Source organism: Pseudoalteromonas pernae, from assembly GCF_039831865.1.
Lineage (GTDB): Bacteria > Pseudomonadota > Gammaproteobacteria > Enterobacterales > Alteromonadaceae > Pseudoalteromonas > Pseudoalteromonas pernae.
Window position 1 is genome coordinate 695,332 of sequence record NZ_JBDODM010000002.1, and the last position, 19,949, is coordinate 715,280.

The window sequence follows — 19,949 nt, forward strand, 5'->3', positions numbered from 1 at the left end:
CTGCACGAAATAAGAGAAAGAAAAAGTGTTTGCTAAGGGGGTGGTATTTTGCTATTTATAGCCGCCGGTATTTTCCGGGGACTAGGTATTAAGGATTTAGGAGATAGTTATGCCAGAGCAGCGTAAATTAGGTTTAATCGCTCAGGCGGGTTTAGAGCCGTATCAGGAACAACCAGGCGAAGAGTACATGAATGAAAAACAACGTGCTCACTTTCGCAAAATTCTGGAAACGTGGCGTAACGATCTGAGAAACGAAGTTGATCGCACCAAAACGCATATGCAGGATGAAGCGGCGAACTTCCCAGATCCGGTTGACCGTGCAGCACAAGAAGAAGAGTTTTCACTTGAACTGCGCACCCGTGACCGTGAACGTAAACTAATCAAGAAAATTGAAAAGACGCTAACTTTAATCGACGAAGACGATTTTGGTTACTGTGAGTCTTGTGGCATCGAAATTGGTATTCGTCGCCTAGAAGCTCGCCCTACAGCTGACCTATGTGTTGACTGTAAAGCGCTAGCTGAAATCAAAGAGAAGCAATCAGGTCGCGGTTAATAGACCATGACCCGATTGGATGGGGGCAATATTGGCCAGCCTGAAGGCGTGCCAAGTGGCGAACAATACATTGGTCGCTTTGCCCCATCCCCTTCTGGACCACTGCACTTTGGTTCATTGGTTGCCGCGCTAGGCAGCTACCTCGACGCCCATGCCCATCAGGGGCAATGGCTTGTCCGTATTGAAGATATAGATACACCGCGCGTGCGCGAAGGCGCAGACAGCGACATTCTGCGTACTTTAGAAGCCTACGGTTTACACTGGCATGGCGACATAATGTGGCAAAGCCAGCGGCTCGAACGCTATCAAGAAGTCACCTCTGAATTGAGCAAACAAGGCCTCATTTATCACTGCCAATGCACACGTAAACAAATTAAAGCTCTCGGTGGCGTGTATAACGGTCATTGCCGCGATTTAGGTCTTCAGGGCCAAGACTTGGCATTACGGTTGCGTCAACAACACCCCGTATTTAGCTATCAAGATAGATTGCAAGGTCACGTCGACATAGACCCAATCGAAGCGCAAGAAGACTACATTATTAAACGTCGCGATGGCTTGTTTGCCTATCAGTTAGTGGTGGTGATTGATGATATTGATCAGGGTATTACCGACATTGTCCGCGGCGCCGATTTACTCATTCCCACTGCGCGACAAATTGGGCTGTTTGAGCAATTAGCTCATCGAGCCCCCCGTTACCTGCACCTTCCCTTGGCTGTCGCAAGCCCTGGTTTTAAGCTATCGAAGCAAAATTATGCCCCAGCCATTGATCAAACAAATCCTCAACCGGCGTTGCTCGATGCACTGCGTTTTTTAGGGTTCCAACCTGATAAAGAACTTTCGCAAGCAACTGTTGAAGAGGTAATCACTTGGGGTATCCAGCATTACCGTAGCGAGGCGCTAACGCAGGCGTTAGAAGTGCAAGTGAGCCAAGACAGCAACGGGCAAACTGAACTGCTAACATTATAAGCGCAGGCCAATCCCTGATTTATCGGGTTTGTTGTACAACAAAGCGCTTATTTTTATACCCCTTCGCTTAATTTTTCCGCCATGCTGGTATATCATAAGCCACTTTCAAAATCGCCATAACTGTAGCCTAGGAGAGCGATTATCATTTCTAAACTGTTTCAGCTGTGTAGACAGGTGTTGTCTACCAAAGAGCAAAGTGATGCCGAAGACGGTCATATCACAACCTTACACGAACCGGTTATCATTCCTCGTAGTGAGCATGGTATTTCCCGTGGCCAATTTAGCCCAAACGCTCTCAAAGTGCTGTATCGCTTAAAAGACGGTGGTTATGAGGCATATCTGGTAGGTGGTTGCGTACGCGATTTATTACTGGGCCTTCAACCAAAAGATTTTGATGTTGTAACCAACGCAACTCCAGAACAAGTAAAGAAATTATTCCGCAACTGTCGTCTCATTGGTCGTCGTTTTCGCTTGGCGCATATTGTCTTTGGCCGCGAAATCATCGAAGTAGCTACCATGCGTGGTCACCATGAAAGTACAGAACCAAAGAAAGGTGCTAAGTGCAATATCAGCCAAGCATCCGAACATGGTCAACTACTGCGTGACAATGTCTACGGTACTATTGACGAAGACGCACAGCGTCGTGACTTCACCATCAACGCCCTGTATTACTCAATCAAAGATTTCTGTATCTACGATTACGCCGATGGCGTTAAAGCAATTAAAAAGCGTCGCGTTGAACTGATTGGCGACCCAGAAACTCGCTACCGCGAAGACCCTGTGCGGATGTTACGTGCCATTCGTTTTGCCACAAAGCTAGACATGAGTATCTCGCCTGCCACGGCGAAGCCGATTACTCAACTTGCTGACCTACTCGCCAACATTCCACCGGCGCGTTTATTTGAAGAATGCTTAAAGCTGTTCCTAGGCGGCAAAGCTGAAGCAAACTTCAAAGCCCTACGTGAATATGGCTTGTTCAAATATTTGTTCCCCAGCTTGGATAAGATCCTTGATGCCAACCCCGGTGGTCTTGAAGAACGTTTTATCACGCAGATGTTCGTCAATACCGATGTACGCATCAACAATGATAAGAAAGTAACACCGGCATTTATCTTTGCAGCGTTATTGTGGTTCCCACTACTAAAACGTACTGAAGAATTGATGCAGCGCGAGCAGTTACCTCATTTTGAAGCGCTGGGCGCGGCGATGAATCAAATTCTCAGTGAAAGTGCACAACAAGTCGCGGTACCAAAACGATTCACCTTAGGTGCTCGTGATATTTGGCATATCCATCATCGTTTCGATAAACGTGGTGGCCAACGCGCCTACCGCCTAAGTCAGCAACCACGCTTTAAAGCAGCCTATGACTTTATGCTGTTATTAGTCGACAGTGGCCAAGAAGACTTAAAAGAATTATGCGATTGGTGGACTGCCTACCTAAACGCCGATGTGAATGGCCAAAAAATGATGGTCAAATCCTTAGGTGGGAATAACCGCCCACGCCGTCGACGCAATGGTGGCTCCAAACGTCGTAGCAGCAACAAAGCAGCGGACGAATAACACGGTGGCATTCGAAAAAGTTTACTTGGGCTTAGGTGCGAACCTTAACGACCCGATTTCGCAGTTAAAACAAGCAATTACTGCTCTAGAGCAGCTTGGAGGCACACGTGCCCATCGCTGCTCTGCTTTGTATGCAAGTAAGCCTATGGGCCCACAAGACCAACCCGATTACGTCAATGCGGTGATGGAGCTTGAATGTGAGTTGCCACCGCACGCGCTACTCGATGCCACACAGGCCATTGAGCTAAAGCTTGGCCGCGTTCGTAAAGAAGAGCGTTGGGGCCCGCGCACGTTAGATATCGATATTATTCTTTTCGGTGACAAGCAACTCGATGATGAACGTTTGACTGTGCCGCACTATGGCATGAAAGAGAGAGAGTTTGTGCTCTATCCTTTGCTCGAGCTTGCTCCAGAACTTGCCTTGCCGGATGGCACTTCAGTGAGTTCTTTGACAACGAACGTGCCTCGCAACGGCCTAGAACAAATCCAATAAGGAAAGCTAATGGCGAAGATTTCAGTATCAACCTTGCTCAAAAAGAAGCAAAACGGTGAAAAAATCACTTCATTAACTGCTTACGACGCAAGTTTCGCACAACTGTTTGCAGACAACGGCGTTGACGCGGTATTGGTCGGCGACTCTTTAGGCATGGTGTTACAAGGCGGTGATGATACTTTAGCTGTGAGCATCGACGATATCGCCTATCACACCAAGTGCGTACGCGCCGGTAGCCGCGATTTGTTTGTTATCGCAGATATGCCGTTTATGACCTACGCCAATGTGACGCAGAGCTGCGAAAACGCGGCGAAATTAATGCGTGCAGGCGCCAATATGGTTAAGCTTGAAGGCGGTGAATGGTTGTACGACAGCATTCGCGCCTTGACGCAACAGGGCGTGCCTGTGTGTGGTCACCTTGGCCTTACCCCTCAATCTGTGCATGTTTTTGGCGGTTTTAAAATTCAAGGCCGTGACAAAGAACAAGCAGATAAGATGATAGCTGACGCTAAAGCACTAGAAGCTGCGGGCGCACAACTATTGGTACTGGAATGTATTCCAAGTGTGCTTGCCAAGGCCATTACTGAAGCGGTTTCGATTCCAACAATCGGCATTGGCGCAGGCAAAGATACTGATGGTCAAATCTTAGTAATGCATGATTTGGTAGGTATCTCAGCTGGTTATATCCCGAAATTTTCGAAGAACTTCCTGCTCGACACGGGCAATATGCCCGATGCAGTGAAGAAGTACTGTGATGATGTTAAGTCAGGGGCATTCCCAGGCCCTGAGCATGAGTTCAATTAAGCGAAGTTAGTAGATGCAAACAACGAGTGAAATCCGTTCATTAAGAAGCCAAATCAAGGCATGGCGTCAAGCGGGTCTGAGCGTGGCATTCGTGCCCACCATGGGCAATTTACACGAAGGTCACTTCTCTTTAGTTGATAAAGCGAAAACGCTGGCAGACAAAGTAGTGGTGAGTATTTTCGTTAACCCCATGCAATTTGGTGCCAATGAAGATTTGGATGCGTATCCACGCACCTTAGTTCAAGACCAACAAGGCTTGAGTGAACGTGGTGCTGATTACCTGTTTACACCGACTGTAGAAACCATTTACCCCAATGGCCTTGATGCACAAAGCTTCGTTGATGTACCAGGTGTGTCAATGGGTTACTGCGGCGGCTCTCGCCCTGGCCATTTCCGCGGTGTAGCAACAGTGGTCACAAAACTGTTTAACCTAGTGCAACCTGACTTTGCTTGCTTTGGCGAGAAAGACTTCCAGCAGTTACAAGTAATTAAAACCATGGTGCTCGACTTGGCTATTCCTGTTGAAGTAATAGGTGTGCCAACACAGCGCGACGTGAATGGCCTTGCACTGAGCTCTCGCAACGGTTACTTGAGCGAAGAGCAAAAACAGCAAGCCGCCATCTTGTTCAAAACGCTGAACTGGATGAAAGAAGAAATTCAATCAGGGCAACGTGATTATGCTGCGCTAGAAGTGCAAGCCATTGCCCGAATTGAAGAACTCGGCCTGAAAGTGGATTACCTCAGTGTAGCTGAGCGCAACACCTTAAAAGCACCTCACGCTGACGATCAGCAACTGGTTATTTTAGCGGCGGCATTTTTGGATAAAGTGAGACTTATCGATAATTTGACGTTAGACTGGAGTTAAGGAACCAATAAAAACAAGGTGATGTGATGAATAAAGCTGTGCTAGCACTAACACTCGGTCTACTACTCGGTGGTTGCCAAAACTCGGTAAACAGCCCTGAACTTAACCAGTGTGCACAACAAAATTTCCAATGTGAAAATAGCTGTAATAACAGCACAGTGGATGAAAGCATGACCAACCAAGTGTGCGTTGCTCAATGTCAGGAAGTCTACAATCGCTGTAAAGAGCAAGCGCAAAAGCTCGACAATATTAATTGATCTCAGCGCGACGCAGTTTTCTTACTGCGTCGCAACATTTCTACTTAAAAGTTCATTGCCTCTTTTATCTTTGCTACCTGATCATCCGTATACGGCTTACTCGGCAACACTCCCCACACAGGCTTAGGCCATGCGGCATCTTCTTTAAAACGAACAATATGATGAATGTGCAGTTGTGGCACCATGTTGCCAAGAGCGGCGATATTGAGTTTGTCTGGCGTGAAGATGGTTTTAAGCATACAACTTAACTTTGCTGACTCTTGCGTCAACACGATTTGCTCTTGCTCACTCAAATCAATAATTTCCTTAAGCCCTTCTTTGCGTGGAACCAAGATAAACCACGGATATTGGCTGTCATTCATCAATAACACTTTACACAAGGGCCAGTCGGCCAATTCAATACAGTCATTTTGTAATTGCGGTGCCAAGGTAAACATGTGAACTCCTGTAGTTTGGTGGCATAAAGTTGCGCTGACGCTGGTGCATGAGTACCATCGGGCACATGCATACAACAATAAGGTTTACCCGTGTCTAAAACAACCAAATACTTATCAATTGCGCTTGCATCTGGCCTTGTGTGCTCAGTTGCAAATGCAAAAGAGCTAACGCTTGAGCGTATCTTTGATGACCCAAGCCTTGCTGGTTCTGCTCCGGTGAAATTGAAGTTTTCACCAGATGGTAGCCGTGTTACTTACCTACAAGGTAAAAAAGAAGACTACAACCGCTACGATTTGTGGGAATACAACTTAAAAGACAATACCAACCGTCTTTTAGTTGACTCGCAAGCGCTATTTTCTGGCCCAGAAACCTTGTCTGATGAAGAAAAAGCACGCCGTGAGCGCCAACGTATCTTTGGTCGCGGTATTTTAGAGTACACCTGGTCCAAAGACGGCCAAGCTTTATTGTTCCCACTCAACGGTGACTTGTACTACTACCAATTAGCAACCGGTAAAAGCCGTAAGCTAACAGACACTGAAGCATTTGAAACCGATGCGCGTTTCTCGCCAAAAGGTAACTTTGTGTCTTTCATCCGTGAGCAAAACTTATTTGCGCTAGCGCTAGACAGCGGTAAAGAGATCCAGCTTACCAAAGACGGTGGCGGCGTAATCAAAAACGGTATGGCAGAGTTCGTAGCGCAGGAAGAAATGGGCCGAATGACGGGTTATTGGTGGTCAGGTGATGAAAGCAAAATCGCTTTCACCCGTATCGACGAAAGCCCAGTTGAAGAAGCCATTCGTAATGAAATTTATGCCGAAGAAGTAAAGTTATTCAATCAACGCTACCCATTTACGGGAACCGACAACGTTGAGATTGAGTTGGGTGTGGTGACACTTAACGACCAAAAAGTAGATTGGGTTGATTTAGGTGAAGAGAAAGATATCTATATCGCTCGGGCTGACTGGTTAAAAGACAGCAAAACGCTTGCCTATCAGTGGCAGGACCGTGCCCAGCACAACCTAGAGCTGCGTTTTTACAACAGCGAAACAAAATCACAAAAAGTTGCGCTTAAAGAAACCAGTGACACGTGGATCAATCTGCATTTCGACCTGAAATTCCTTAAAGACAAAAAGCATTTCGTTTGGGCTTCAGAGCGTGATGGCTTTAAACACCTTTACCTCTACAAAACTGACGGAACTTTAGTTCGCCAAATTACCTCTGGTGAGTGGATAGTTGAGTCAATTAAAGGCGTAGATGAAGATAAAGGCGTGATTTACTTTGCTGGTCGCAAAGACACTCCGCTTGAAAGCCACCTTTACAGCACACCATTGTTTGAGCAGGGCGACATTACTCGCATCACTCAAGGCGGTGAGTACCACAGCGTAGTAATGGCTGACGATCAACAAACCTTTATCGACAGCGCATCATCGGTTAACCGCCCTCCTTATGTGGCACTGCGCAAAGCCAATGGTGAATTCATCACTTGGCTTGAGCAAAATGAGCTGAATGACTCTCACCCACTTACACCTTTCTTGAGTGACCTTGTTGAGCCTGAGTACGGCACTATTGAGGCTGAAGATGGCCAAGTGATGCATTATCGTTTGTTTAAACCGCGCAAGTTAAACAAAAAGCAAAAGCACCCAGTGATGGTGAATGTATACGGTGGCCCTCATGCACAACGTGTAACGAATAGCTGGCGTGGCAAGAACTTGTATTTCCAATACATGGTGCAACAAGGTTACGTAGTGTTCCAACTTGATAACCGAGGCTCTTACAACCGCGGCAAGCGCTTTGAAGACGTAATTTACAAACATCTAGGTGAAGCAGAAGTACGCGACCAAATCAAAGGCGTTGAGTTCCTGCGTACGCTTGATTATGTAGACCCACAACGCATTGGTATTTACGGTCATAGCTATGGTGGCTACATGGCGTTGATGACGATGTTCAAAGCGGGCGATTACTTCAAAGCAGGTGTATCAGGTGCGCCAGTGACTGACTGGGCTCTATATGACACACACTACACCGAGCGCTACCTTGGTCACCCACAAACGAATGCCAAAGGTTATGAGCAAAGCGCTGTGTTCCCATACGTAGATGGTCTACAAGGCCCATTGATGATTTATCACGGTATGGCGGACGATAACGTGCTATTCACGCACGCCACTAAGCTGTTCAAACAACTGCAAGACAAAGCCCTGCCGTTTGAAATGATGACCTACCCAGGTTCAAAGCACAGCTTGCGTGGTAAGAAAGTGCAAACGCACCTGCATCAAACTATTACCGACTTCTTCAACCGTCATTTTGAGATGGAAAAGAAGTAGGTACAGCTCACTAAAAAAGGCCGGTTAAACCGGCCTTTTTAATTCCTATCATAGACTTAACGACAATACCTTTCGCAAATTCCCGCCTCTAAACTACACTTTATTCACTATGAGTATGGGAGCGAGGCTATGCAGCAACTTCGTCAATTTAGTATTTACCAACGGCTAATTCTGGTGATCTTTGTCGCACTGTTGGGGCTACTAGCTTTAGTGATCACCACCTTGAGCAACAGCTATGATTCACTGCTCAAAGGCCAGTACGAGAAAACACAGAATCTTGTTGAAACAGCACACAGCATTGCCCAGCACTTTCACCAACAATCTCGTGATGGCGAAATGAGCGCTGAGCAAGCAAAACAAAGCGCACTCTCCACCATTCGCTCGCTTCGTTATGATGGTGAAAATTACTTTTGGATCAATGACGATTCCCCTACCATGGTGATGCATCCTTTCAAACCCGAGTTAGACGGTAAATCGTTAGCTAATACCCAAGACCCCAATGGCGTTAAGCTGTTCGTGGAAATGGCTACTTTAGTCAAAAGTAAAGGCGACGGCTTTGTGCCGTATCAATGGCCAAAACCGGGTTATGACGACCCTGTTGATAAGATTGCGTATGTAAAAGGCTTTAAACCCTGGGGATGGATTATCGGTTCTGGGGTGTATATCGACAACATCAATGCTGAGCACGCCGCCAGCCGCAACACCCTTATAGTTGTCTCCCTCATTATTGCCGTTATTCTCATTGCCTTAAGCTATCTGATTGCCAAGAGTATTGTCACCCCCATCAGCAGCGCTGCACAAATGATGAAAAGTATCGCCCAAGGCGAAGGTGACTTAACACAATCACTCAATGAAGACGGCAAGGATGAAGTTGCTGATCTTGCTCGATATTTCAACAACTATACGCAGAAAATGCGCAGTTCTATCAGCGCGGTGAACGAGCAATCATTAACGGTGAGTGAGCAAGTTGCATCACTGCAAAATACCGTGTCACAAAATCGCCAAAGCATCGAGTTACAAAGCGATAGCTCTGCGCAAGTTGCCACGGCCATGGAAGAAATCAGCCATCAAGTGAAAGACATCAGTGATTATGCAAGCAATGCCGAACAGGCAAGCAATCAAGCCAATGATTACACTGGCCAAGTCAAATCTGCCGTTGATGACACCATCGAAGCCTTTAAGCGCTTGAGCATGCAAATCGAACAAGTCGCTACCGTTGTGGAGCAACTCGCTAACCAAAGTAACAACATAGGCAGCGTACTCGATGTTATTCGTGGGATCTCGGAGCAAACCAACCTACTGGCACTCAACGCAGCGATTGAAGCGGCACGTGCTGGCGAGCAAGGGCGAGGTTTTGCGGTCGTTGCCGATGAAGTACGTACCCTTGCAAGTCGCACCGGACAGAGCACTGATGAAATTCAAGCTATGATAGAGCAGCTACAACAAGGTGCGTCCAAAGCCGTGCAAGCTGTGCAAAATAGCCAAAGTATTTCGCAAAGTACCGTATCATCTACCGCAACTACAACAGAAGCGCTTGATGAAATCAGCCGCCTTGTGGATAGCATTGGTGAAATGAATGCTCACATAGCACGAGCTACAGAGCAACAAAATGAGGCCTCGACTGAAGTATCGCAACGCTTAAATGATTTGGCCCGTTCAACAAGTGAGTCCCTTGCCAGTATGCATGCATCAACACAAGCCAGTGACAATTTAGAACGAGCGAGTACCGCGCTCGACAGCATCGTCAAACGTTTTAAAATTTAAATAAACGAACGATTAAAAAAGCCACGGTGATCACCGTGGCTTTTTATTTGCGCGAAGCTATTAGCTAGCGGCAGTATTTTGCAAACAAGGCTGCAACGGTTGGCGCCGTTGGTTTACCATGTTGCCAATCACCACCTTCAACGCCGCTGCCAGCAATGTCCATGTGTACATACGGTAATGGTTTATCGCTGTCTAAACCATGCTTATCAAGACCCGATACAATCGCTAAGAATGCCATTGGGAATTGGTGACCACGTGCGGTTACCGCCGATGGTGCATTGTTGCTTGATAATAAATCATCAGCCAAAGTGCGTGGCTTCACAAAGTCATAGTCTTCACGACGTGAACGTGACACTTCCGCACAGTCCGCCCACAAATCACCATGCTCAACCAACTGCTGCGACAACTTCGCTGCACGCGCAGGGCCATTTTCAACATAGGCGCTATACGGTCCAACTGCACGAGCTGCGTGACCAGTCAGCGTTGCTACCGTGAAAATTTCTGGGTTCACTTCGTTTTTAGCAAGGTCTTTGGCTTCGCTCAATAAGTCACCCATCGCTAAGCGACCTTCAGCATCGGTGTTACCGATACGTACACGCACACCTTCACGGCTAGTGATAATTTCATCTGGTACAAAACAATCAGAACCGATTGAGTTACGTACAACCGCCAAGTAGGCGATGACTTTAACGCCTTTTGGTTGTGCCTCAGCAACCGCTTTAAGGAAACCTGCAACCGATGCTGCACCGCCTTTGTCACGGCTCATGCCCGCCATGAAGCCACCCACTTTTAAGTCAGCACCACCAGTGTCATACACAAGGCCCTTACCGACGAAGATAAGTGTACGCTCTACATCTCCTTGCGGTACGTACTCTAGTTTCACAACACGCGGGTGATGACGCTCAACTACATAAGATGCGCGCGCTACGGTGCTCAGTAGCGGGTAGTCTTTATCGATAGTTGCGATGTCGCTGATAACTTTAACATTCACCGCTGTGCCTGCAAATAACTCAACACAGTAATCTGCAAAACGTGGTGGTGCCATGCGCTCTGGTTCTGTACCGCACAAATCACGCGCGGCGTATTGACCTGCTGCAATGGCGTTCATGTTTTTGATTTGCGTATCGTCAGCGCCAACAACACCGATTTCCTGAATAGGTGAGATAGCTTGACCGTGATGCTCGCGCGCTTCTAGTGGTTGCCACAGAGCTTGGTTTGCCCCTAGAAAAGCCACTTCAGAGGCAAATTCATAACCGGGTAGCTCGCTAATGCCGTGCACATAAAGAGCTGGCTTCACACTGCCTGCTTGCTTTGCAACATCAATCGCGGCTTTTGCTGCACTGAACACGCGACGCACATCGTCGTAATCACGATTCAATGGTCCTGTAGGTGCGAAAATAAGACGCTGTGCCGGTGCAGACTCTGAAACCACCAAAGTGCACTGCTGACCAATACGACTGTCGACTGCGCTGCTTTGCTGCAACACATCCATGAAAGGCTGAGGCAAAGAATCAATACGGTTGCCAATGATGATCAACGCATCATATTGACCACTGCGGGTGACGGCCTCTAAATTTGCGCAAGAAAGTGCGTGGGCGAAAGACATAAAAAAGGTCCTAATCTAATACAAAGGACCTTTATTATCGGTGATTTACTACGCCTTTACTAGCTAGGCTAAAGGAGTCTCCACAGCCTGTAAATTACCAGTGGCAAGGTGAGCTTACGCCTGCGACGAATCTTGCTCTTCTTTATTGCCATCTTGCTTGTGAGCAACAATGACAGACCACGCTTCAAGCATTACCAAAATACTTACAATCAGTACAATGGCATCCAATGTTACCAATAACCAGTTGCCCTGCTGATAATACTCCGCCAGCTTAATAACCCCCGCAAAGAATGCCATGGTAAGTACAAACACCATAGGGATCAGGGTGTATTTAGCCGGACGACCTGCCTTAATAAGCATCACCGAGATAACAAGCAAAGTTAAGCTCGCTAGAATTTGGTTTGTAGAGCCAAATAACGGCCAAATGATCATGCCACCACTGCCCGATGAGCCGCCCGCACCAAACGCTAGTAGCAAACAACATCCCACGGCAACTAAGGTAGCCAAAATGCCATTTTTAAGTGCACCGATGTTGTAGATTTCACCCCACTCTTGGATGATGTAACGCTGTAAGCGCACCCCTGAGTCCATGGTTGTACCGGCAAACAACACCACCATGACCGCGAGTAAGGTCGACGCGACTTCGGTCGAAATACCCCAGCCATTTTCGATAAGATTGGCACCACCTGTGATGAATGCTCCGACACTGCCCGCCCCTAAGTGGCTATAGATTTCGTGCCATTCCTCTGGGGACACAGCGAGCGCTACGCCGCTGACCGCAACTAGGGTAATCAATGCTAAACAGCCTTCACCCACAGCGCCTAAATAACCAACGAAACGACCATCGGTTTCTTTATCTAACTGCTTCGAACTGGTGCCCGAAGACACAATACCGTGGAAACCTGATACAGCACCACAGGCAATGGTCACAAAGAGTAAGGGGATAATACTCGGGGTATCAACCGCTGTTTGCGTGTTAAACGCCGGAGCCGTGATATCAGGCATAGAGATAAATACCGCGCCATAAAGCAGCACTAAGCCCACCAGCAACTGCATACCGTTGATGAAGTCACGTGGTTGCAGAAGCATCCAGACCGGCAATAACGAGGCTATCGCCGCGTAGATAAAGAGGATAATAATCCAGTTCGCTTTGTCAGCAAGGCCAAACATTTCTGTCGGCAGCGAGATTGGCATTGAACTGCCCATGTAGATGGTCGCATATAGCACCCCTACACCGATGGCGCACAGCGGAATCAGTGGCATTTTGCGATGCAATAGCTGGCCAATTATCAAGGCCACAACAATGGCTGCCCAAGCAGGAAACACCGCATTAGGCTGGGAAACAAATGAGTTGGCAATGACCACGCCAAATACCGCATTCACCATCAACAGTACAAGGAACACCACAATCATAAACAAAGAGCGTGTACGCTTACCGATTACGCTCTCGGACAAAGCTCCCATGGATTTACCCTTGTGTCGGGCACTCGCCCACAAGGCGCCCATGTCATGCACACCAGCAAAAAAGATGGTCCCGAATACCACCCAAAGTACCGCGGGTACCCACCCCCAATACACGGCAATCGCAGGGCCAACTATCGGGGCAGCACCTGCAACGGAAGTAAAATGGTGTCCCCATAGAACCACTTTGTTAGTGGGGATGTAGTCCACACCATCTTGCAATTCGTGAGCTGGAGTAACGAACTTGTCGTCCATTTTAAAGATTTTTTCTGCTATGAACTTAGAATACACGAACCAGCCAAACAGCATGCCGACGATTCCAAGCAAGACGATAACAACTGATTGCATAGTCTTCTCTCTTTGTTTTTGTTGTCACAATGGTTTGGCGTCGAAACGCTTAACCTAGGGCCTGTTTTATATCCATACCCTTTAGCACGAGCGCAAAAGCGCAAAAACTCAGATTTACCTTATCAGCATAGTGTAAAAATTCACTACCGCTTTAGTCTAAGATGCTTAACTGCAATGCTTCTGTTGCTGAATTGTCTATTCCGACGCCCAACCCTAACAAGCGTACTTCGTGGGTTACGCCACGCTCATAGGCTTTCGCTAACAACGCCGCGAACACATCCATATTTAAGCGTTGGCCACTTTGGTCAGCCGTCGTTACGTGAAAATCTGCAAATTTGACCTTCACAGACAACTTGTTAATGCGCCCCATCAATTGCTGTTTTTCAAGGCGGAGGGTCAACTCCTCGAGCAAAGCAGGCAATGCTAACTGACACTGCTCTAACGAGGTTTTATTGTACTCATAGGTATGTTCAACGCTGAGGGATTTACGTACCCGCTCTGTGCGCACGGTGCCGATCACTTGGCCTGCACATTTTTGATATAACGAAGCGCCAAAGTTACTGAAGTGTAACTGCATCCAGCTCATGCCTTTATCCAGCACGTCCTGACCTTTGAAGAGACCTTGTGTATGGAGCTTTTCAATCGTTACTTTCCCCACACCCGGAATCTTTTTAAGGTCGAGCTCGGCCAAAAAAGTAGGAACCTGTTGTGGAGTAATCACACATTGACCGTTTGGTTTATTCTCATCACTGGCAATTTTGGCAATGAATTTGATAGGCGCTATGCCTGCGGAGGCAGTGAGTCCTGTTTGCGCGAAGATTTCTTGGCGGATCTGTTGTGCAATCAAGGTTGCACTGCCTTTGCAGGCATCAACATCGGTGACATCCAAGTAGGCCTCATCCAGCGATAAGGGCTCAATGAGGTCGGTGTAGCGACGGAAGATAGCACGGATCTGCTGCGAGACTTCTTTGTAAACCTGCATACGCCCAGGCACAATGACTAAGTTTGGGCACAATTGCTTGGCATGATAGTTCGACATAGCTGAGCGCACACCATATTGGCGCGCGACGTAATTAGCGGTTGATAACACGCCACGACGGCTATTACCCCCTATGGCCAATGGCACATTAGCTAATTTGGGATTGTCACGCATTTCCACTGCGGCATAAAAGCAATCCATATCAATATGGATAAATTTTTTCATTGCTCGAACTACACCAAGTCGTTTGCTATATCATCGCAGATTCAAAGTTAACACGCCACAAAATACTGTACAAAACACTGTATAAAACAATAAAAGCAGGTTTGAGGTCAACTGTTATACTCAAAGATATTCGCTGCAGCCTCGCATGCAGCCTCTCGTTGAAAAGGCGTGTTACTCATGGGTAAAGGACACCTTCACTCTTTTGTGATTTTTATGCTCCTGCTGCTTACTATGCCTGCTTGGGCAACTACCACGGTATGGAAAATTGCATCCCTTGACTGGCCCCCTTATGCCAGTGCTGAGATGGAAAACGGAGGCGAAGCGATCGCACAATTGCGTGAGTTACTCTCAGCGCAAGGCATCACCCTCGAAGTAGATTATTTACCCTGGGAACAAGCGCAAACTATGGCAGCGGCAGATGAGTACATAGGCTACTACCCTGCGTGGCCCTCTGAAGTAAAATCAGGATTTATTGCTTCACAGCCGTTAAGTTATTCACCTCTTGGGCTTATTACACTCCAAAAAAACACCATCGAATATCGCAACTTAGTGCACTTGTTTGAGCAATACAAAGTGGGGGTTGTGTCCAGTTACATTTACCCAGAGCACATTCAGTCGGTACTGGATGAATATCACAGCACCGTTTTTTATGCCCCCACCGAACAAGCACTGGTCTCCATGCTTAACAGAGGCAGTGTGGATCTGATTTTAGCGACCCCAGAGGTCGTCAATCATGTTGCCGGCGAACAACAAGCCAAACAATTGCGAATGATCACGCAGTTTGCCGATGTCCCTTTGGTACTCGCCTTAAAAAACAACGAGCATAACCAAGCTAAGTTGGCTGCACTAAACGACTTGATATTGGGGCCAAGCGCACACAAAGAGGACTTTAAAAAACCCACACAAGTGGTCGGCACTTATATTAAAACACCGGGGGTCGAGCCCTTTATCAAGCTTATAGAAAAAACCTATGCCGACATGGGCATAGAGGTGAAACTCGAACCAGTTCCGGCACGACGTGGTTTGGTATTGCTCAATGCTGGTCTAACCGACTTAGATGTCGTGCGCTTGGGTGCTAACATGGCGCAGTTTGGCAATGTGACCGTGGTAGAACCCAGTTTGGCTTCGGGCGAACATATATTGTTATGTGACAAAGATGTGCCGTGCAACTTGGCCGTACTGAGTAACCCTAATGCCCAAATATTGACCGCCAGAGGAACCCTAGAATCCTTAGCGCAATTTGATATTCAAGCGAAAGTAATTATTAACGAGCAACTCGACCGTACGCCCCAATTGCTCAAAAGAAGAGATGTAGAATACGCTATTTTTTCGACCGTTGAAGGTGAAAGTGAACAATACTTAAAAGACTTTAACGTCGTCACATTACGCTCATTTCGTCTTAATCATGTCATCAACAATAAGCTAGACCCATTGCTGTTAGAACTGCAGCGGATTATTACGGTGAATCTACATGAATTTACACCGAGCACTATAGAGACCCAGAACGTTTCTTCACAAACGCGATAACTAAAACGCCGCTACCCCTTTTTCTTATTGCGGCGAAACAACCCCAACCAAAAGGCACCTTCTAAAAAAACACCGAGGACTAACAATGCCAGCAGCCCTTTTTCAGCCCCCACTGCGTAGCAAATGAGTGCCAGTGGCAACGCCCAAAGCCACAAGTATTTCCGAACTGTCATAGTCCACCTCCCTACCTACTGAACTTTGAGAGTACCGAACCCTATCAAAGCGTACAATAAACAGTCGGTACTAAAGTGTAAGCAGTTATTGCTGGAAGCGAACTAGTCGCACAAACACGTCCGAGGTTTTGTCATGAAGGCTATTTTTACCACTGTAGAATTCATACACCCATGCATGATTAGCAGGGGTAATGGCTGATGTGCTACTCCAATAATTATCATTGCTAGCACTTAAAAACACACCGAGATTAATACTCGGTTCGACGCAGTTGTGCTCAACTATCGATGCAAGCTCCTTGGCATTGGGCAAATGCCAATCGTCGTACTGTGCAAAGCTATCCGTTTGCGCACTTTGCAACGCTTGTTGCCATGTGAGCTGTTGCGCTGAACCCGTGCATGTTTGTGTATCGGCATCAAAACTCTGGCCATAACTACAACGTTGCCACATCAACCCTGTTTGCGTATCCACAACCGTGCCATCGAGTTTAATTTCAAAACGCTCTAAAGGCGTACTTTGTGGCAGTGAATAACAGGTTTGCGCCATCACTGAGCCACTGAATAATAGTGCGCTGGTGATAATAAGGTATTTCATAGCCAATTCTCCTATGGATTACGCACTAAACGGACATAGGCAGTGTTCGCTTTGGGGTAAGCTAAATCATTGCCTGAACGCATATCGAGAATGAACGCTTGAGACAAGGATTGCCCGTCGACACTGGTACGTGACGTCCAATAGTTAAGGTGCCCTAGCTGTGCATAATCTGGCAAATTGATAAACAAGTCAGGGCTGAGCATTTGTAATTGACCATGGCGTTGATAATCCAAGATGCTCTGTAATTCGATATAGTTTGGCAGTCGCCAGTTAGAGCCACCACAATAGTTAGTGGCATTCACTTCGTTTACATAGGTCTGTGCCGAACAATCGACATCACTTGGGCAAGTGCTATTAGCGGCGCCACGCACACTACCAACAAGGTCGCCAGAGCCATCATCAAATGCCCAAGTGTAATGATTGTGCGCCTCACGTAGTGAGGTATTTGGCAATGTATTGGTGCTCGCTTGTTTAACTTCCCAGATTAATCCGGTGATGTTGTCACGCACACAGCTAAAGGATGTTGCGTCATCGGGTAGTTCATCGGCAAATTCATTAAGCTTGGTAAAATCAAACGCCATGTCCCCGCGTCCAACTTTATCAAGGCGATCAGCGACGCTATCGCGGCCTAGTTGCGCGTCTTGCCCTTGAAAATCTGCACTGTCGCAACTGATCGCTTGGCTATTGTTGAAACAGGTACTCATCCCCGTGTCATTGAGTAAACCAAGAGGCTTTTTATCAACGATTATCATCACCGAGTCGGTATCACTGCGACTTTTCTCGTCAGTGACCGATACATTGAAAGTCAGCTCCTGTGTCCGTTCTATGTCAGGTGCAATAAAACTGGTTGTACATTGATTGCTATTCGCTAAAGTCACTGCAGTGCCACTAATTTGCTCCCAAAAGCAGGAGAACTGCCCGCTCACAGTTTGGCTTTGCTGAGCATCCAAAGTGACGATTTCGAACTCAGCGACCTGCTGGTCATTACCTGCGTTAGCAATGACCACTTGCGCTGTTTTCGCCAACGATAGAGAAAACTCACTGCTTGCCTCGCCCCCTTCATCATCAATGACAGCTAGGTGCCAAGACAACGTGGTGTGCTCATCCAACAAGGGGTGGGTGAAACTGATATCTGAGGTATTGGTGCCGCTGGCATTCACATTTACTCCGGCAGTTTGTTGCCAAGTAAAGCTTGCTATGTGTCCATTTTCATCAGGATCGCTGGTTGCAGCGGCACTGATCACTATGGTGTCACCATATTGCGAGGGCAATTGTTCCGGGGCGGTTTGCGTGATTATGATTTGCGGCAGTTGGTTGTCTGAAGCGATATTGATTACCACAGTGTCGGTAACTAAAGTGGTGTCGGGTGCTCGGTACTGCACTTCTACCTGCACCTGCGCATCAGCCTTAATATCGGGCAAGGTCAAAGCAACTTCGGCTTCAGTCGAGGGTAAACCTGTGATTGCCGGACCGGTTAACTGTTGCCACCGAAACGTGCCACCTGTCGGCGAAACTAAGGCGCTGAGGGTAATGTCAGATTTTTCAACCGCGTTGATGTCTTGGCCTGCGTTAACACTGGCGTTTTCCGTTGGACTCTCATCCGATCCGCCGCCACAACCACTTAACGCAAGGCACAATACGGTAGTCAGGCTACATATTGCTTTGTAGGTCATTATTTATTCCAAATAAGAGCAGTGTATTTTCAAAGCAAGTTGAGTGCCAAAGCAGGATCACTACAAATAACTGTCCTGATGAATACGCACAAACATCTTGGTGCCGACTTTGGAATAGTCCACTTTATATTCCTTGCCATCGAGCGCTTGAATAAACAACAAGCGTTTTTCCTCGGCGAATACATCAGGGCTAGCAATGTAGACCATCTCCAAATATCGCTCGCGTGCTTCGCGACGATTTTTTGGCAATGGCTCTTTGAAAGGCTCAAGACCGTTTAGCGTGACCTTGATACGGGGGTCGTTTTCCCCATTAACGATGACTAAGTCTAATTTTTTAACTTTATGAATAATGGTATTACGACCACTTTTTATAAATGCTCTTTCATCGCTCATGAGAGATTCCTATATCACTTACCACCTTGGGAACTGAGCTCTTCATTTAGTTTGCGTACCGTATGTTCAGGATCTTGCTGCCAACGGTGCAGTAAATAGCTAAATTCCCAGATATCTCGATCCAACACTGAAGCGGGTATCAAGATGTCATATCCGGTCAAAAAATTTAAGTTATTCATTCTATTAGCAAACATAGCCAATAATCCAGTATATTTGTACCCGTTTTTACTGGTGTACTCTGTATCCTCGACCAACCAGTGAGGAGGACACTCCTTACCATCGTGGCAATAAGCTTTAATTGCTTGCATCAGATAGTGGCGTTGCTCAACTAACAAACGGCCAGCTAGACGCGGTGACAAACGCTGTAAAAACTCATCTTCATCACGCAAACGGAGACCCACAACATTGAGGTCAATTGTTTGCTCAAATTGATGAATATTTGGCACCCCCACCCGCTCAAGGTTTTTAGCGTTTAATTGCCACCATCCGTACTTGTGATTATAGCTAAGTTTATGATTATCGAGAAATAGACTAAAAAAAGGCTCGCGTAATTTTAAGTAGCCAACGAGCATCCCCACCAACGCGGCACTCAACAAAAAAATCTCAGCTAACCAGATCTCACCAGGGCGCAGCTGTATAAAGGTGACCAATACCACCAAAGACACACCACTGATGAGCAAGGTTTGGGTACCGAAGCGCGCCCCATGCGCTCTAATTTTGGCACCTCTAAATGGTTCGCTGTGATGGTTCTGCTCAGGTGGTGACGAGTTAGCTGATGTCATTGGTGGTTAATTTGATCCATTGCTATGTAGTGAGTGTATTAAATTACGAGCCAAATAGAACGTTTGGATTAAATTTAACAACAAACGCCTGTATTTTTTGCTGCTAGACCCAGTTTTTCGGCTAATGCACAAAAATACAGGACTGGCGGTCTGTGTGTTGTTCAACAAA

At 46.9% G+C, this 19,949-nt stretch carries 19 protein-coding genes; 10 read left to right on the top strand and 9 right to left on the bottom strand.

All coding sequences use genetic code 11. The features are described from left to right. Nucleotides 1-109: 109 nt before the first annotated feature. The 7 genes from dksA (at nucleotide 110) to V1358_RS07390 (ending at nucleotide 5,498) form a co-directional block, all read left to right on the top strand. A complete protein-coding gene (gene dksA / locus V1358_RS07360) occupies nucleotides 110-553 on the top strand; it encodes an RNA polymerase-binding protein DksA (protein ID WP_347390411.1) in 444 nt (147 codons plus the stop codon). Nucleotides 554-559: 6 nt separating this feature from the next. Then, nucleotides 560-1,519 carry a tRNA glutamyl-Q(34) synthetase GluQRS gene (gene gluQRS, locus V1358_RS07365; RefSeq protein ID WP_347393072.1) on the top strand — a complete coding sequence of 320 codons (960 nt, stop codon included), beginning with the start codon at nucleotides 560-562 and terminating at the stop codon, nucleotides 1,517-1,519. A gap of 177 nt (nucleotides 1,520-1,696) precedes the next feature. After that, entirely contained in the window at nucleotides 1,697-3,079 is a 1,383-nt protein-coding gene (pcnB, locus tag V1358_RS07370; RefSeq protein WP_440589876.1) for a polynucleotide adenylyltransferase PcnB, read from the top strand. Next, on the top strand, nucleotides 3,033-3,572 hold the full coding sequence (gene folK, locus V1358_RS07375) for a 2-amino-4-hydroxy-6-hydroxymethyldihydropteridine diphosphokinase (RefSeq protein ID WP_347393073.1): 540 nt from the start codon (nucleotides 3,033-3,035) through the stop codon (nucleotides 3,570-3,572). Before pcnB ends, folK begins: the two co-directional genes overlap by 47 nt. 9 nt (nucleotides 3,573-3,581) lie before the next feature. After that, nucleotides 3,582-4,376: a 3-methyl-2-oxobutanoate hydroxymethyltransferase gene (gene panB / locus V1358_RS07380; protein ID WP_347390408.1), complete on the top strand. Its 795-nt coding sequence runs from the start codon at nucleotides 3,582-3,584 to the stop codon at nucleotides 4,374-4,376. Between the two features lie 13 nt (nucleotides 4,377-4,389). Beyond that, nucleotides 4,390-5,241 (top strand): pantoate--beta-alanine ligase, encoded by an 852-nt coding sequence (gene panC, locus V1358_RS07385; protein WP_347393074.1) that lies wholly within the window; start codon nucleotides 4,390-4,392, stop codon nucleotides 5,239-5,241. Between the two features lie 26 nt (nucleotides 5,242-5,267). Further along, nucleotides 5,268-5,498: a hypothetical protein gene (locus V1358_RS07390; protein WP_347390406.1), complete on the top strand. Its 231-nt coding sequence runs from the start codon at nucleotides 5,268-5,270 to the stop codon at nucleotides 5,496-5,498. Nucleotides 5,499-5,542: 44 nt separating this feature from the next. On the opposite strand, the gene V1358_RS07395 is transcribed toward V1358_RS07390, so the two are convergent. Further along, the gene (locus tag V1358_RS07395; protein ID WP_347390405.1) at nucleotides 5,543-5,935 is read right to left on the bottom strand and encodes an HIT domain-containing protein; all 393 of its coding nucleotides are present in this window, start codon (nucleotides 5,933-5,935) and stop codon (nucleotides 5,543-5,545) included. A 90-nt stretch (nucleotides 5,936-6,025) separates the two neighbouring features. Here V1358_RS07395 and V1358_RS07400 point away from each other — a divergent pair, with 90 nt between their 5' ends. After that, nucleotides 6,026-8,257: a S9 family peptidase gene (locus V1358_RS07400; protein WP_440589871.1), complete on the top strand. Its 2,232-nt coding sequence runs from the start codon at nucleotides 6,026-6,028 to the stop codon at nucleotides 8,255-8,257. 129 nt (nucleotides 8,258-8,386) lie between these two features. After that, a complete protein-coding gene (locus tag V1358_RS07405; RefSeq protein WP_347393075.1) occupies nucleotides 8,387-10,021 on the top strand; it encodes a methyl-accepting chemotaxis protein in 1,635 nt (544 codons plus the stop codon). 64 nt (nucleotides 10,022-10,085) lie between these two features. Here the strand turns inward: V1358_RS07405 and V1358_RS07410 are convergent, their stop codons facing one another. The 3 genes from V1358_RS07410 to dinB form a co-directional block, all read right to left on the bottom strand. Beyond that, entirely contained in the window at nucleotides 10,086-11,627 is a 1,542-nt protein-coding gene (locus V1358_RS07410) for a M17 family metallopeptidase (protein ID WP_347393076.1), read from the bottom strand. Between the two features lie 114 nt (nucleotides 11,628-11,741). After that, nucleotides 11,742-13,436, bottom strand: a complete 1,695-nt coding sequence (locus tag V1358_RS07415; RefSeq protein ID WP_347390402.1) for a carbon starvation CstA family protein — start codon at nucleotides 13,434-13,436, stop codon at nucleotides 11,742-11,744. A 151-nt stretch (nucleotides 13,437-13,587) separates the two neighbouring features. Next, complete coding sequence (dinB, locus tag V1358_RS07420) at nucleotides 13,588-14,640, bottom strand: DNA polymerase IV (RefSeq protein WP_347393077.1); 1,053 nt, start codon at nucleotides 14,638-14,640, stop codon at nucleotides 13,588-13,590. 177 nt (nucleotides 14,641-14,817) lie between these two features. On the opposite strand from dinB, the gene V1358_RS07425 reads away from it, so the two are divergent. Continuing rightward, the gene (locus tag V1358_RS07425; protein ID WP_347393078.1) at nucleotides 14,818-16,167 is read left to right on the top strand and encodes a substrate-binding periplasmic protein; all 1,350 of its coding nucleotides are present in this window, start codon (nucleotides 14,818-14,820) and stop codon (nucleotides 16,165-16,167) included. Between the two features lie 11 nt (nucleotides 16,168-16,178). On the opposite strand, the gene V1358_RS07430 is transcribed toward V1358_RS07425, so the two are convergent. The 5 genes from V1358_RS07430 to V1358_RS07450 all read right to left on the bottom strand — a co-directional run bounded on the left by V1358_RS07430 (nucleotide 16,179) and on the right by V1358_RS07450 (nucleotide 19,780). Beyond that, a complete protein-coding gene (locus V1358_RS07430) occupies nucleotides 16,179-16,340 on the bottom strand; it encodes a hypothetical protein (protein WP_347390399.1) in 162 nt (53 codons plus the stop codon). Between the two features lie 85 nt (nucleotides 16,341-16,425). Then, complete coding sequence (locus tag V1358_RS07435) at nucleotides 16,426-16,932, bottom strand: Lcl C-terminal domain-containing protein (RefSeq protein ID WP_347393079.1); 507 nt, start codon at nucleotides 16,930-16,932, stop codon at nucleotides 16,426-16,428. Nucleotides 16,933-16,943: 11 nt separating this feature from the next. After that, the gene (locus tag V1358_RS07440; RefSeq protein WP_347393080.1) at nucleotides 16,944-18,605 is read right to left on the bottom strand and encodes an Lcl C-terminal domain-containing protein; all 1,662 of its coding nucleotides are present in this window, start codon (nucleotides 18,603-18,605) and stop codon (nucleotides 16,944-16,946) included. 60 nt (nucleotides 18,606-18,665) lie between these two features. Further along, nucleotides 18,666-18,998: a hypothetical protein gene (locus V1358_RS07445; RefSeq protein WP_347390396.1), complete on the bottom strand. Its 333-nt coding sequence runs from the start codon at nucleotides 18,996-18,998 to the stop codon at nucleotides 18,666-18,668. 14 nt (nucleotides 18,999-19,012) lie between these two features. Further along, nucleotides 19,013-19,780 carry a DUF2982 domain-containing protein gene (locus V1358_RS07450; RefSeq protein ID WP_347393081.1) on the bottom strand — a complete coding sequence of 256 codons (768 nt, stop codon included), beginning with the start codon at nucleotides 19,778-19,780 and terminating at the stop codon, nucleotides 19,013-19,015. Nucleotides 19,781-19,949: the final 169 nt, after the last annotated feature.

Coding starts and splice junctions, on each gene's coding strand:
- dksA (WP_347390411.1), top strand. CDS start 110: ATGCCAGAGCAGCGTAAATTAGGTTTAATCGCTCAGGCGGGTTTAGAG.
- gluQRS (WP_347393072.1), top strand. CDS start 560: ATGACCCGATTGGATGGGGGCAATATTGGCCAGCCTGAAGGCGTGCCA.
- folK (WP_347393073.1), top strand. CDS start 3,033: ATGGTGGCTCCAAACGTCGTAGCAGCAACAAAGCAGCGGACGAATAAC.
- panB (WP_347390408.1), top strand. CDS start 3,582: ATGGCGAAGATTTCAGTATCAACCTTGCTCAAAAAGAAGCAAAACGGT.
- panC (WP_347393074.1), top strand. CDS start 4,390: ATGCAAACAACGAGTGAAATCCGTTCATTAAGAAGCCAAATCAAGGCA.
- V1358_RS07390 (WP_347390406.1), top strand. CDS start 5,268: ATGAATAAAGCTGTGCTAGCACTAACACTCGGTCTACTACTCGGTGGT.
- V1358_RS07395 (WP_347390405.1), bottom strand. CDS start 5,935: ATGTTTACCTTGGCACCGCAATTACAAAATGACTGTATTGAATTGGCC.
- V1358_RS07405 (WP_347393075.1), top strand. CDS start 8,387: ATGCAGCAACTTCGTCAATTTAGTATTTACCAACGGCTAATTCTGGTG.
- V1358_RS07410 (WP_347393076.1), bottom strand. CDS start 11,627: ATGTCTTTCGCCCACGCACTTTCTTGCGCAAATTTAGAGGCCGTCACC.
- V1358_RS07415 (WP_347390402.1), bottom strand. CDS start 13,436: ATGCAATCAGTTGTTATCGTCTTGCTTGGAATCGTCGGCATGCTGTTT.
- dinB (WP_347393077.1), bottom strand. CDS start 14,640: ATGAAAAAATTTATCCATATTGATATGGATTGCTTTTATGCCGCAGTG.
- V1358_RS07425 (WP_347393078.1), top strand. CDS start 14,818: ATGGGTAAAGGACACCTTCACTCTTTTGTGATTTTTATGCTCCTGCTG.
- V1358_RS07430 (WP_347390399.1), bottom strand. CDS start 16,340: ATGACAGTTCGGAAATACTTGTGGCTTTGGGCGTTGCCACTGGCACTC.
- V1358_RS07435 (WP_347393079.1), bottom strand. CDS start 16,932: ATGAAATACCTTATTATCACCAGCGCACTATTATTCAGTGGCTCAGTG.
- V1358_RS07440 (WP_347393080.1), bottom strand. CDS start 18,605: ATGACCTACAAAGCAATATGTAGCCTGACTACCGTATTGTGCCTTGCG.
- V1358_RS07445 (WP_347390396.1), bottom strand. CDS start 18,998: ATGAGCGATGAAAGAGCATTTATAAAAAGTGGTCGTAATACCATTATT.
- V1358_RS07450 (WP_347393081.1), bottom strand. CDS start 19,780: ATGACATCAGCTAACTCGTCACCACCTGAGCAGAACCATCACAGCGAA.